The sequence below is a fragment of the Rapidithrix thailandica genome (assembly GCF_039710355.1).
GTDB classification, from domain to species: Bacteria; Bacteroidota; Bacteroidia; order Cytophagales; family Flammeovirgaceae; genus Rapidithrix; species Rapidithrix thailandica.
The window spans coordinates 15,623-29,792 of sequence record NZ_JBDKWZ010000015.1; the positions used below are offsets into that span (position 1 = coordinate 15,623).

At 41.7% G+C, this 14,170-nt stretch carries 8 protein-coding genes; 4 read left to right on the top strand and 4 right to left on the bottom strand.

Features of this window, described 5'->3' with window-relative positions; translation table 11 throughout:
* Positions 1-124 precede the first annotated feature (124 nt).
* A complete protein-coding gene (locus AAG747_RS21825; protein WP_346823358.1) occupies positions 125-949 on the bottom strand; it encodes an amidohydrolase family protein in 825 nt (274 codons plus the stop codon).
* A gap of 221 nt (positions 950-1,170) precedes the next feature.
* On the opposite strand from AAG747_RS21825, the gene AAG747_RS21830 reads away from it, so the two are divergent.
* From AAG747_RS21830 to AAG747_RS21845, 4 genes are all read left to right on the top strand, one after another.
* Complete coding sequence (locus AAG747_RS21830) at positions 1,171-2,085, top strand: pseudouridine-5'-phosphate glycosidase (RefSeq protein ID WP_346823359.1); 915 nt, start codon at positions 1,171-1,173, stop codon at positions 2,083-2,085.
* 141 nt (positions 2,086-2,226) lie between these two features.
* A complete protein-coding gene (locus AAG747_RS21835) occupies positions 2,227-3,366 on the top strand; it encodes a Na/Pi symporter (protein WP_346823360.1) in 1,140 nt (379 codons plus the stop codon).
* Between the two features lie 321 nt (positions 3,367-3,687).
* On the top strand, positions 3,688-7,887 hold the full coding sequence (gene dnaE, locus AAG747_RS21840) for a DNA polymerase III subunit alpha (RefSeq protein WP_346823361.1): 4,200 nt from the start codon (positions 3,688-3,690) through the stop codon (positions 7,885-7,887).
* Between the two features lie 72 nt (positions 7,888-7,959).
* Complete coding sequence (locus tag AAG747_RS21845) at positions 7,960-9,222, top strand: TlpA disulfide reductase family protein (protein ID WP_346823362.1); 1,263 nt, start codon at positions 7,960-7,962, stop codon at positions 9,220-9,222.
* A 126-nt stretch (positions 9,223-9,348) separates the two neighbouring features.
* On the opposite strand, the gene AAG747_RS21850 is transcribed toward AAG747_RS21845, so the two are convergent.
* From AAG747_RS21850 to AAG747_RS21860, 3 genes are all read right to left on the bottom strand, one after another.
* Positions 9,349-11,031, bottom strand: coding sequence for a glycoside hydrolase family 10-like protein (locus AAG747_RS21850; RefSeq protein WP_346823363.1), 1,683 nt, complete (start codon positions 11,029-11,031; stop codon positions 9,349-9,351).
* Positions 11,032-11,274: 243 nt separating this feature from the next.
* On the bottom strand, positions 11,275-12,309 hold the full coding sequence (aroB, locus tag AAG747_RS21855; protein ID WP_346823364.1) for a 3-dehydroquinate synthase: 1,035 nt from the start codon (positions 12,307-12,309) through the stop codon (positions 11,275-11,277).
* A gap of 212 nt (positions 12,310-12,521) precedes the next feature.
* Positions 12,522-13,619 (bottom strand): chorismate mutase, encoded by a 1,098-nt coding sequence (locus tag AAG747_RS21860; protein WP_346823365.1) that lies wholly within the window; start codon positions 13,617-13,619, stop codon positions 12,522-12,524.
* Between the last annotated feature and the right edge of the window lie 551 nt (positions 13,620-14,170).

Genomic DNA, 14,170 nt, shown 5'->3' on the forward strand with positions numbered 1-14,170 from the left:
TGAAAAGAATAGCCAAAGCTATTGTTGAGAAAAGTAACACAGAAGAGACGTTTTTGAAACATTTTTTAGGAAAAAGAAAAAGTTTAATTCACTTCACTCCTAATACCTAATCCCCTTTGTTTTTTTACAATGAATAGAAATCTATTGCATTTTGGGCCAGCACGGCTTTTTTAGAGGCTTCATCGGGTAGGTATTCTTCTACGATAGGCATGACTTCACCGTATTCCCCCGCTAACCGGCAAACCGGCCAGTCAGAACCGGTCATCAGCCGCTTACTGCCAAAAGCTTCAAAAGCCACATCCAAATAAGGTTTGAAGTCTTCAGGTTTCCAATTTTCCCAGGAAGCTTCGGTCACCATACCACTTAATTTACAATATACATTTTCATACTTGGCCAGTTCAGTAATTTCATCTTTCCAAGGTTGGATTTTTTGATTCTTAATAAAAGGCTTAGCCAAGTGGTTGATGACAAATTTGTGTTCCGGAAACTTTTGAACGAATTCCAGAGCCACTTTCAAATGTTTGGGAAAAATCAATATATCATAAGTGAGGTCGAAATTTTTTAACTTTTCAATTCCTCTTAAAAAATCCTTTCGAAGGAGAAATTGATCATCCGGCTCATCTTGAACGATGTGGCGAATACCTTTAAACTTGGGATGTTGAGTATAATGTGCCAAGCGGTCTTCTATATTTTCTGCCTGTAAATCCAACCAACCTACGACTCCTTTTATAAATTCGTTTTGCTCGGCAAGGCCCAGTAAAAAATCCGTTTCAGCTTCTGTTTGGCTAGCTTGTACGGACACTACTCCGGTATATCCCGACTTTTTGATTTCGGTTTCCAAATCTTCCGGTAAGTAGTCTCTTTTCAGTATTTGTAATTCTTCCGTGATCCAACTGTGGGCTACCGGTGAATATTTCCAAAAATGGTGGTGCGCATCAATTTTTTGCATAGTGTAAGAATTTTCAATTTTTCGATCTTAAAAAACGAAGTTTAAAGATACGGAAAGAAGTGCAGTATTTTATAGCAGTATTTTGTCATATTCTATACCTTATTATATATTTCATAAAGTGACGAGAATTTTAAATGCCATCTCAAATTCTTTTTTATTATTTGTATTCCCCCTTCATTCTCCTTCTTACTTTTGTGATACATCGTTAAAACCCATTTCCAATGAACCCCTATTTAACCTTAAGTGAAGAAGTAGAAACAGCCTTGAATGAGGGATATCCTGTAGTGGCTTTGGAGTCCACCATTATTGCGCATGGTATGCCCTATCCCGACAATGTACAAACTGCATTAAATGTGGAGCAGATTATCCGGGAGGAGGGGGCGATACCTGCTACCATTGCGATTATTAACGGACAATTGATAGTCGGGCTTAACAAGGAACAACTGGAATGGGTAGCTCAAGCACCGGAAGTGATCAAAGTAAGCCGAAGAGACTTGCCTTGGATAGTTGCTCAAAAGAAACATGGGGCGACTACGGTGGCTTCCACCATGATTATTGCCGAAATGGCCGGAATACAAGTATTTGTGACAGGAGGAATAGGGGGAGTGCATCGGGGGGCTACGGAAACCTTGGATATTTCAGCGGATTTAACAGAATTGGCCAGGACCAATGTTGCTGTGGTCAGTGCCGGAGCAAAATCCATACTGGACTTAGCCTTGACGTTAGAATACTTGGAAACTTGGGGAGTGCCTGTGATCGGCTACCAAACGGAAGAGTTTCCCGCTTTTTATACAAGAAACAGTGGTTTGCCGGTCGATTATCAGGTAAACTCATTAGCTGAACTGGCAAGCTTGATCCAAACCAAATGGGAATTAGGCTTGAAAGGAGGGGTGGTAGTGGCAAACCCGATTCCTGAGGAATATCAACTCGATCCGGCTCTGATTCAACAGGTTATTGAGGCCGCTTTACAAGAAGCCCGTCAGTTGGGTGTTAAGGGGAAGTTACTCACACCATTTTTATTGGATAAGATTAAACAAATTACCCATGGAAAAAGCTTGGAGGCGAATGTGAATTTGGTTTATAATAATGCAAAAATAGGTGCGGGCTTGGCTGTAAATATGAATTTAATTAATTGATATTCAGTATTTTGTATCTATGTAACATTAAGTTAATATATCAGACATGTAAAGTTCATCTTAAGTTAACACTAAAATCGATCCTTCCATATACCTTCGTGTGTTGAACAATCAGAAAGCGAAAACAATACCTAGATTCATATGTCTGAAATTTTGTTAGAGAAACCAACAACCACTCCTGTTAAACTTAATAAATGGTCGGTTGTACTGAGCATTGTGAAAGTATTAGCAGTCTTGTTCTTTTTCTTAGTTTCGTTAGAGCTGATGAGTGGAGGATTTAAGCTCCTTGGAAAAGATACTGCAAAGTACATTATTTCAATTACCACCAATCCTTTCATTAGTTTATTTATCGGTTTGTTAGCTACGGCTATTATTCAAAGTAGTTCTACTACTACTTCTATGATCGTAGCCATTGTAGCAGCAGGTACTCTTACTTTAGAAAATGCAATTCCCATGATCATGGGAGCAAATATCGGTACGAGTGTGACAAGTACCATCGTCTCTTTAGGGCATATCACCCGGAAAGATGAGTATAGCCGGGCCGTTTCGGCAGCTACCGTACACGATTTCTTCAATATTATCGTGGTATCAGTGCTTTTCCCTTTGAATTATTTTACAGGAGCCATAGAAAATATGGCGCATCTGATTGCAGGGGGCTTTATCTCTGTAGGTAGCGAAAGTTCAGGCAGCTTCTTTAGCATTTTAGGTGCTACCACTAAACCGACAGCACATTTTGTCATGGACTTATTTTCTAAAAATGGTCTGCTTGTAATTGCAGTGGCTTTAGTCCTGTTATTCATCTCGTTGAGAAGCTTTACCGTGATCATGCGACAAATACTGGACGGACACTTAAAAGAGAAAGTCGAGACCGCAGTATTTGGCAACCCGTTCAAGTCTGTCCTTTGGGGTTCAATGATCACCGCAGGAGTGCAGTCCAGTTCTGTGACGACTTCTTTAACGGTACCTTTGGTAGCTACAGATAAAATCTCTTTACAAAAAGCCTTTCCATTCTTGCTAGGAGCAAATATTGGTACTACCATTACCGCCTTAATTGCATCCATAGGAAAATCAGAAGCTGCGATTAGCATTGCCTTGTGTCACTTCCTGTTTAACCTCTTGGGCGTACTGTTGGTGATGGGGATCCCTATGTTTAGAAGGTTACCTGTGTGGTTGGCTACTCAATTAGGCCTTAAAACTTTGAAATACCGGGTAGTAGGATTGGCATATGTGGTGACGGTTTTCTTCCTGATACCATTTGCCTTGATCTATTTTACCTCTTAAAATAAAGAAACACACTATTGTGATAAGCCGGAAACTGTTATGGTTTCCGGCTTTTTTTGTATATCCACTCAAAGTAAAGTACAGACCCTGCTTTATTTTTTCCGCCTTCAAAATACATAGGTTCTTCGTGATTCCTTTTTACCTTTGTCGATACGATCCTATAAACCTCTCTTCCGGGTAAGTGCTTTGTACAGGTTTTCTATGGAAAAATGCTTTGCGATTCCTTTTTAAGATCTGAGAAGGTAGAAAGAAGTTGTTGGCACTTGTCTGCTTAAAGGTGGATGTAGGGTGATTTCGTTATAAAATAAAAGTCGAGCATATATGTATCTGATATTCGATACCGAAACTACTGGTTTACCCGTCAATTGGAAAGCCCCCTATACCGACCTGGAAAATTGGCCCAGGCTGGTGCAATTAGCTTACCAATTGCATGACAAAAACGGTAATCTTTTAAAGGCTAAGAATATAATTGTTAAGCCTGAAGGTTTCACGATTCCCTTTAATGCCGAAAAGGTTCACGGAATTTCCACAGAGCGGGCGCTGAAAGAGGGAAGGCCGTTGAAAGAAGTAATGGAGGAGTTTGCCAAGGATGTGGAGGAGGCAAAGGTATTGATCGGGCATAATATCCTGGGGTACGATATTCCTTTGATGGGGGCCGAGTATTTGCGCTCTGAAGTGGACGAATCGACTTTTATGGGCTTGGATACTTTCGATACAATGGTGAATACGGTAGACTTTACCGCATTGCCAGGAGGTCGTGGGGGGAAATACAAACCACCCAAGCTGGAAGAACTACACCAAAAACTTTTCGGTTTCAAGTTTGAAGACGCCCACGATGCGGCATATGACGTAGCCGCCAATGCCAAGTGTTACTTCGCCTTGCTGACCGAGCAAGTGGCCAAGCCTTATGATGAGACGCCTGTAGAAGAAATTATCTATGAGGCCCCTAAATTGGATGAAGCCAATTTTAAGAAAAAATCCGATAAACAGCGACTCCAGGAAAAAGCCAAACAACGGATTCAGCAACAGGATCAAGTAAAAAAGGCAGACCTCATACCTTTTACACATTTGCATGTGCATTCGGAGTTTTCCATTTTGCAAAGTTCGGCCAAGGTCAAGGCCATTTTGAAAAAGGCCCGGGAAATGGAAATGCCGGCCATTGCCATTACGGATTTGGGAAATTTACATGCAGCTTTTAATGCAGTGGCAGGACAGGGGGACGATTTAAAGGTGATAATCGGTTGTGAATTTTATGTGGCCGAAGAAAGAACAAAATTGCAATTCACCAAGGACAATCCTGACAAGCGATTCCAACAATTGTTGATCGCTAAAAATCAAAACGGATATAAGAATATCAGTAAATTAAGCTCGATTGGTTACATAGAAGGTTTTTATTCCGGTGTTCCCAGGGTTGATAAAGAGTTAATTGTCAAGTATAAAGAAGACGTTATTGCAACTACGGGAAACCTGAATGGGGAAGTTCCCAGGTTGATTTTGAATGTAGGTGAACATCAGGCTGAAGAGGCATTTGTCTGGTGGCATGAGCAATTCGGAGAAGATTATTATGTGGAATTACTCCGTCATGGAATCCCCGAAGAAGAAAAAGTCAATGAAGTCTTGTTGCGCTTTGCCCGCAAGTATGGAGTCAAACCCATTGCTTCCAACGATGTGTATTATCTGGATCAGAAAGATGCACTGGCACATGAGGTATTACTTTGTGTAAAAGAAGGCAAAGTCATGAGTATGGAGAAGGGGTTTGGCCGGAAAAGACGAATGGCCTTGCCCAACGATCAATACTATTTCAAGACTCAAGAGGAAATGAACCAATTGTTTGTCGATTTGCCTGAGGCTTTGGAAAATACCAATGAGATAGTTGAAAAATGCTCGCCTTTAAAACTGAGCCGGGATATACTTTTGCCGGCCTTCCCTATGCCTCCGGAATTTGAAACCCAAGATGACTATTTGAAGCACTTGACGTATGAAGGGGCCAAAAAACGCTATAATCCGTTGACGGATGAAATCAAGGAGCGGATCGATTTTGAGTTGGGAATTATCCAGCAAATGGGTTTCCCCGGTTATTTTTTGATTGTACAGGATTTCATTCGGGCTGCCCGCGATATGGGAGTCAGTGTCGGGCCGGGTAGGGGATCGGCTGCGGGATCGGTTGCGGCTTATTGTACGGGAATTACCAATATTGACCCTATCAAATACAATTTGCTCTTTGAGCGGTTCCTGAATCCGGAAAGGGTGTCAATGCCGGATATTGATATTGACTTTGACGACCGTGGACGGCAAGATGTCATTGACTGGGTAGTACAGAAATACGGAAAAAACCAAGTAGCCCAAATTATTACCTATGGTACAATGGCAGCCAAGCTGTCTATCAAAGATGTGGCCCGCGCTATGGAATTACCCCTGGCAGAAGCCAATGCTTTGGCCAAGATGGTACCGGATGCTCCGGGAACAACGTTGAACAAGGCTTTTGAAGAAAATCGCGATTTAAAAGATATTTATGAAAGTGACCCTGGGCTGCAAGGAAAGGTGATGAAACAAGCCCACGTGTTGGAAGGATCGGTGCGGGGAACAGGTATTCATGCTGCCGGGGTAATTATCGCTCCGGATGATTTGTTGGAATATATTCCTGTGTGTACGGCCAAAGAGGCGGACTTATTGGTGACCCAGTTTGACGGGAAAGTGGTGGAAAGTGCGGGGATGTTGAAAATGGACTTTTTGGGTCTGAAAACCCTAACCATTATCAAAGATGCCATTGCATTGGTAAAAAAGAACCATGGTATTGAGATTGACCCTGATGAAATCCCCTTGGACGATGAAAAAACCTATCAGCTCTACCAAAGAGGGGAAACGGTTGGTACTTTCCAGTTTGAGTCCGAAGGGATGCGGATGTATTTGAAGGATTTGAAGCCTACCAATATAGAAGATTTGATTGCCATGAACGCCCTTTACCGCCCGGGGCCGATGCAATTTATTCCGAACTTTATTAATAGAAAGCATGGTACGGAAAAAGTAGAATATCCACACGAGCTGCTAGAGCCTATCTTGAGTTACTCCAACGGGATTATGGTGTATCAAGAACAGATTATGCAAACAGCCCAAATTTTGGCCGGTTTCTCTCTGGGAAGAGCGGATATTCTGAGGAGGGCTATGGGTAAGAAGAAGATGGACGTGATGGCGGAAATGAAGGCAGTTTTTGTGGAAGGGGCCAAAAAGCTGCATGGCATTGAAAAAGCGAAATCCGAAGAGGTGTTTGGAATTATGGAAAAGTTTGCCGCCTACGGATTTAACCGTTCTCACTCAGCGGCTTATTCCGTAGTAGCTTACCAAACAGGTTTCCTTAAAGCAAATTACCCTCCCGAATACATGGCGGCCGTGATGAGCCACTCCATGGGAAATATTGATAAAATCAGTTTCTTTATGGAGGAGTGTAAGAGTATGGGACTGAAAGTGTTGGGGCCGGATGTGAACGAGAGTTTCCGTACATTTGATGTGAACGATGAAAAAAATATCCGTTTCGGACTGGCAGCGGTAAAAGGAGCCGGGGATGCTGCGGTAGACGCTATTATTGAAGAACGGGAAAAGAATGGCCCATACAAAAGCCTTTGGGAGTTTGTCGAACGGGTGGATTTACGTAAAGTCAATAAAAAAACGTTGGAAAGCTTGGCTTATGCCGGGGCGTTTGATTCATTTGAATACCATAGGGCACAGTTCTTTTACAAACCGGAAGGGGAGCAATTTGCCGGTATTGAAAAACTCCTGAAATATGGAGTCGCTTCTCAGGCCGAAAAAAAATCCATGCAGGTAACCTTGTTCGGAGGTACCGGGGGAATGGAGATGCCTAAACCCAAAATCCTGGATTGCGAGCCTTGGACGGATATTGTAAAGCTCCGCTATGAAAAAGAAGTGGTAGGGTTTTACATTTCGGGCCATCCGCTAGGGGTGTACCGGGTGGAGTTGGAAAACTTTTGTGTGCCGGTTACAGATATTGAAAATCATAAAAATAAAGAAATCGCTATTGGGGGGATTATCAGTGCGGTAAATATCCGGCAGACAAAAAACGGGAGTAACTTCGCGCTGTTTTCCGTGGAAGATTTTGATGCCACGGCCAATTTAGCCATGTTCAGTGAGAACTATTTGAAAAATGCCCATATGCTCACCCCCGGTGGATTTGTGTATATCAAAGGGCGGGTACAAGAACGCTATAAGCAACCCGGGCAATGGGAACTCTCTCCGCATACCATCCTGCCTTTGGAGAATGTGCGGGAGAAGTTCTGTACCAAAATTGACATGAAGGTGGATATTAAAAACCTGGACGAGCGGGCTGTAGCGGACTTACATCAATTGATTGAAAACCATATCGGCAAGTGTACCATGCACCTGGAAATTTATGAAAATATTGAGAACATCCGTCTGAAGATGTATTCCCGAAGATATAAAGTAGACCCTTCTAATGATTTTATGAAAGAAGTGGCAAGAATGGATTTTCTGGAATGTAAAATAGGGTAGGGTGATAAGGAACGAAGTTTTGCTTTTATCTTTTAAATTTGCTTCGTACGACCTGTTTAAACTATACAAATTATGAGAAACTACACGATTCCATTTTGGGTAATATTTTGGGCTATCGGTTTATCGGCCTGCCAATCTCAACAACAAGAACAAAAATCTTTACAACCGGAAGAAGGTAAATGGAGAGGTGTGTTGAAATTGAATCAAGAACAATCGTTACCCTTTAATTTCGATATTGAGGCTAGTGGAGAAGAAGGTTTCAAGATGGCATTGGTGAATGCGGAAGAGCGCCTGGTGATGGATGAAATTATCAAAGAACAAGATTCTCTCCGTATTGTGATGCATATTTTTGATGCGGAACTCAAAGTGAAGCTGGAAGAAGGAGAAATGAAAGGCCGTTGGATCAAGCATAATTACAAAGGTGGAGAATATGATATGCCTTTTGAAGCCAAATTCAATGAAAACTACCGTTTTACGAAGGAAACGGAAAAGCCTAAAGCCGACCTGTCGGGAATCTGGGCTGTTAACTTTTTGACTGAAAACGGTGAGCCTGAAAAAGCCGTAGGGATGTTTGCGCAAAGCAATAACAGTATTTCCGGGACTTTTTTGACAGTCACAGGGGATTATCGCTACCTGGAAGGCGAAATCGAAGGAGATCAGCTTTGGTTGTCCTGTTTTGATGGGGAGCATGCTTTTTTATTCAATGCGACTATCAATGACGACCAGACTTTAACCGATGGGAATTTCTGGTCCGGAAAGCATTGGCATCAGCAATGGGAAGCCAAAAAAGATCCGGAAGCCATGCTACCCGATGCCTCCTCTTTGACCTTTTTGAAGGAAGGTTATGACAAAATCGAATTTGAATTCCTCAATCTGTCTAAGGAATTAGTGTCTCTGAATGATGAGCGGTACAAGGGAAAAGTGGTCATTGTGCAATTATTGGGAACGTGGTGCCCGAACTGTATGGACGAGACAGCATTTCTCGCTCCTTTTTATAAAAAGCACAAAGAGGAAGGTTTGGAAGTTATCGGTTTGGCCTTTGAAAGAAGTGCTGAGTTTGACGAGGCTGCCAAGCGTGTGCAGAAGATGAAAGAGCGGATGGGAGTAGCATATGAGGTGTTGATCGCCGGGACGAACGATAAAGAAGAAGCGGCTAAAAAACTGCCAATGTTGAATCAAGTATTAGCATTTCCAACCACAATCTTTATCGACCGGAAAGGCGAAGTGAGAAAAATCCATACGGGTTTTAGCGGGCCGGGTACCGGTAAATACTACCAACAACTTACCGAAGATATGAAGTTGTTTGTGGATAAATTGTTGAGAGAAGAGATATAGGCAAATGCCTGCATATTTTTGAAATGATGAATCCTTCCGGAAACAAAATCCGGAAGGGTTTTTTAATGATGGGGGTAAACGGTAAATCCGGTTGGGTGATATTGTTTTTTTAGACCTTTAAATAAGTTATTTGCCGTATTCGCTTATATTGGATTCTGTCGTTTTTAAACTGGCGGTGCCGGACTTGTTTTTGAAAAGGTCTTTGCTTTTTTGAATCATAAAATCAGCAAAATACTCAATGACACTTTTGGGGAATGGGAGTTGCAATTGGGCGATGATTTCTTCCGTTGGCAATTGTACCTCTATGGGAGTACTTTCATTGTTAAGCCGGTCAATTGCGGACAGGTAGTAATTATACTCGTCAAAATGTTGCAGCTGTTGTATTGGATAACTCTCTTGAGTAGGGGAGAGAATGGCCAGGATATGTGCAGGGTTTTCAAAATTGATGCTGTCAGATTTATGAAAACGGTACAATAAGTACGATTTAATGTGGTCGCTTTTTTCTTCTGTTGTCGGAGCTGCCCATTGTATGTTAATCATTTGGTTTTTAAAAGTAAAAGTCGGGTTGATAGGGGGTGGAGGAGGTGTATTGTCTTTCCAAGGCATGGTAGGCAAAAGTGCCGGATATTGATAATAATGTTTTCGCAAAGAATCTACAAAATGTCCCCGGTTGCGTAGTACGGAGGTAGCACTGTAGAAAATACTGCCATGTACTTTGTTATCAAATTTTCTCGAGTGTTGTATCTGTGCCGGAATCTCTTTTTTATCGTACCAGGATTTGTCACTGCTCCAGTAAATCCGATACGCGGCATGGCCGATGTATAAGTGCTTTCCAAAGGTGTTTTGCGACCACCATTGTACCATTTCCCTGAAGGGTATTTTATTGTGTTTGGTATTTTGGTAAAGCTGTGGAGCCACATAATCTACCCAGCCATTTTGAAGCCAAAGCCGTATGTCCGCATACAAGTGATCGTAACTGGTATATCCGGAATTGGTATTGGAACCATAAGCACTGTTATAGCGATTTCGCCAAACACCAAATGGACTGACCCCAAACTTGACAAAGGGCTTGTGCGCAACGACAGATTCATGAACGGCTTCAATAAATTGGCTGACATTATCTCTTCGCCAATCTTCAATGTATTTAAAGCCTTTTCTGTATTTATAAAAAGTGCGTTTATCCCCCATGTTACTTCCTAAGTCGGGGTAAGGATAGAAATAATCATCGAAGTGGATTCCATCTACATCATAACGCTTGGCGATATCGGTGACGATCTTTACCAAATAGTCTCGTACTTCAGGAATTCCGGGGTTAAAAAACTTTAAACTCCCATACTTCAAAAACCATTGTGGGCGAGTCTTCGTAATGTGATTTTCATGGATATGGGCCGATTTTACATTGGTGACGGCTCTGAAGGGATTGATCCAAGCATGAAATTCCATGCCTCGTTTATGGGCTTCGCGAATCATAAACTCCAAAGGGTCATAATAAGGTTGGGTTGGGCGGCCTTGCTTTCCACTAAGCCACTCTGACCAAGGTTCGTATTTGCTGGAGTAAAAGGCATCCGCAGCGGCTCGTACTTGCACAATGACGGCATTAAATCCAAAGCGTTTATGCTTATCCAGTAGCTGAATAAATTCCGCCTGTTGCTTTTGAGGGGAGAGGCCTTTTTTGGAGGGCCAATCAATATTATTTACCGTAGCTATCCATACAGCCCTGAACTCTCTTTTAGGAGCGATGGGAGATTGGCAATAGCTGATAAACGGGGACGATAGTAGGTATAAGACGAAAAGTAATTTTGGCAGCATACGGTGTAGTGCTATTTTTTAGTTTAATTGTCAAATACTGTAAGGATTATTCAGATAATTGGTCACTAAGTTTCAAGTATAACTATTTTCCCCAGAAAAGTATTTCAATAATTTAAGAAATTAATCAACGGTCGACGATAGATTAAGAACGGAAGACCAGAGACCAGTGGCGTTTTCCGGTAAAAGGAACAATTGTCTTTCCTTCCTCTAGTCCCTGGCCGGTATTTTGATCGGTTTTTTCCTTTAACAGTTTTTGTAGTATTCCAAACTTGCTGCAATTTCTTCCAAACTGATGGCTTGGTCATATACACACTCTCCGATACCGGTTAATAAAGAACTGTTAATGGTAGCTCCTTCATTTTTCTTGTCTTGTAAAGCCAGGCCCTTGATCTGATCGATATCCTCGGAGCTGAGTGAGATCTTGCCATAGGTTTGTAAAATATATTCTTTTACTTCCTGTACCTCCTTTTCAGGCATTGCACATTTCTTTTCCGAAAGATACAGTTCGGCAATCGTCCCCACGGCTATGGCTTCTCCATGCAATAGTTTTCTTCCGGGTATCGGGAGTAAATAACTTTCCACCGCATGCCCTACGGTATGTCCGAAATTTAATATTTTGCGAAGGCCGTTTTCTTTGGGATCGCTCTCTACCACTTGTTCTTTGATTTTGACCGAATGCGGAATGATTTCATGCCAATTCAGTGAGGTGTAAGGTTGAGAGGTCAGGTGTTCCCATTGTTTTTTATCGGCTATCAGGCAATGTTTGATAACTTCTGCAAAACCGGATTTGATCTCATTTTCGGGTAGTGTTTTGATGAAATCGGGGTAGATAAGTACCAAATCCGGAATGCGAAATAATCCAATGTGATTTTTAAAGCTGTGAAAATCGATTCCCAATTTTCCTCCCACACTGGCATCTACCTGAGAAAGCAGGGTTGTAGGTATTTGGATAAAATCAATGCCTCTTTTATACGTGCTTGCACAAAAGCCTCCCATATCTCCAATCACTCCCCCTCCCAAATTGATGAGTATGGCTTTCCGGTCAAACTGAAAGTCGGTCATTTTGCCCCAGATATGTTCACAAGTACGAAGCGTTTTATTTTCTTCCCCGCTTTTAATTTCAATTACCTGATGTTCCGGTAGATATGCTTTTACAAGAGGGTAACAATGCTCCCGGCTGTTCTCATCAACCAATACCGCTACTTGGGAGTACCCCGAAAGAAAATCAAACAATCCGGAGTGGAGTTCACTTGTAAATACGATTTTATTAAGGCTCATAATGTATGTCAATTATCTATAGCTACTTAATGTCCTGATATAGTTCATGGATGCTATAAATCCATTTGGTAAAAATAAAGGTCAGTTGCCAAAATAGGGGCGACTGACCTTTATTTTTGATCAGTTGGGGTTAAAGAGCAATTGATAAAGGATAAACCTGTTTGCGAATTGCCAAAACTTCAACTGACCTGTATTCAATAGTGAAAGCTACGCTATTCCGCAGGTTCCGAATTCATGATCTTGGTTTGGATACGGATCGACTCGTCATGAATCAATTTGTACAACTGCTCTGCAAAACGCTTGGTCAAACCCAGTTCTTTGGCAAGAGCCGGACGGGTTTGAAACACTTCAATCCATCGTTCCGCCTGAAATACAGTGACGTTGTTATCGCGTTTGTACTCTCCGATTTCGGTCACCAGGTTCATCCGGGTGGCCAGGTTTTCCAGAAGTTCTTTATCTACCCGGTCTATTTTCAAACGAAGGTCATCCAAGTGTGAGTTGAATTCCACATCGTCTGTTTTGTTTTTCCGGATTTTTACTTCGGCAAGTACTTCCGCCAATCGATCAGGCGTAATTTGCTGCTTGGCATCACTTAAAGCGTTGTCCGGGTCACAGTGAGTTTCAATCATTAACCCGTCATAATCCAAGTCAATGGCTTTTTGCGATACAGGATAAATCAAATCCCGGGTTCCGGCAATATGGCTAGGATCACAAAGCAGAGAAATATTTGGAAACTTACTTTTCAAAGTGATTGGCAACTGCCACATAGGAGAGTTGCGGTATTTGGTTTCCTCATGAGAAGAAAAACCGCGGTGCAAGGCCGCAATATCCCGGATGCCGGAATTATAAATACGCTCAATGGCTCCCAACCATAAAGCAAGATCCGGATTAATCGGGTTTTTGACAATCACCGGTACATTCACACCTTTCAGTGCATCGGCAATTTCCTGAACGGTAAAGGGGTTTACGGTACTCCGGGCACCGATCCACAATACGTCCATTTCATATTTTAAAGCCAGCTCCACATGTTTGGCGTTTGCAACTTCCACAGTGGCTGGCATTTGTAATTCTTCTTTGACATTTTTTAACCACTTCAGGCCGATTTCCCCTACACCCTCAAAGGTGTTAGGCCTGGTTCGCGGTTTCCAAATTCCAGCCCGGAGCATTGTAATATCAACATTTTCCTTAATGCCTTTACACGTTTGATACAATTGCTCCTCGGTCTCAGCACTACACGGACCCGCAATTGCTATAGGAGTACTTCTCCCTCTCACAACTTCCCAGTTTTTTATGGGCTGAATGTCTTCCATCTTCTTTTTTTATTTAGTGAGTGAATTGATTCTTCAGGCATGGACAGTGAACTACTTCGCAGATTTGATAATGTATTTTCATTTTTTAAACATACATGCCTGAATACAAAAGTATAAAAATATTAGTAGATAATTATTAACAATCCGATAAGGATTTTTTGGGTAAGCTATAATTTTTCTATAAAAAACAATGTTTGTTATGATATTTTTAAAATTACACTTAGAATTTTAATATTTTGTTAATTGACTGTGGCTTGTTAAATACAGAGGTATAAGAGGTCGCGAACAGTGAGTTTGAGCCGGAAAATTTGTATGACTTGTGGGTGCCAGGTTTGTAATACCGACTTTAAATAAAAATGGAAGTTGGATAATTTATCCGAATCACTACAGCTTAATTTTAATGGTCTTTTGTGGCTCTTTTCAACGAGTTCGTTATAGTTTGCACTTCTTTCTCAATCGTTCTTACACGCCTGAATATTTCCAACCAGCGATTTACAGCCAAACTAATTTTTGATGATGCTTAATACTTGATAAGGATGTAAAAAATATTT

Coding starts and splice junctions, on each gene's coding strand:
- AAG747_RS21825 (WP_346823358.1), bottom strand. CDS start 949: ATGCAAAAAATTGATGCGCACCACCATTTTTGGAAATATTCACCGGTA.
- AAG747_RS21830 (WP_346823359.1), top strand. CDS start 1,171: ATGAACCCCTATTTAACCTTAAGTGAAGAAGTAGAAACAGCCTTGAAT.
- AAG747_RS21835 (WP_346823360.1), top strand. CDS start 2,227: ATGTCTGAAATTTTGTTAGAGAAACCAACAACCACTCCTGTTAAACTT.
- dnaE (WP_346823361.1), top strand. CDS start 3,688: ATGTATCTGATATTCGATACCGAAACTACTGGTTTACCCGTCAATTGG.
- AAG747_RS21845 (WP_346823362.1), top strand. CDS start 7,960: ATGAGAAACTACACGATTCCATTTTGGGTAATATTTTGGGCTATCGGT.
- AAG747_RS21850 (WP_346823363.1), bottom strand. CDS start 11,031: ATGCTGCCAAAATTACTTTTCGTCTTATACCTACTATCGTCCCCGTTT.
- aroB (WP_346823364.1), bottom strand. CDS start 12,309: ATGAGCCTTAATAAAATCGTATTTACAAGTGAACTCCACTCCGGATTG.
- AAG747_RS21860 (WP_346823365.1), bottom strand. CDS start 13,619: ATGGAAGACATTCAGCCCATAAAAAACTGGGAAGTTGTGAGAGGGAGA.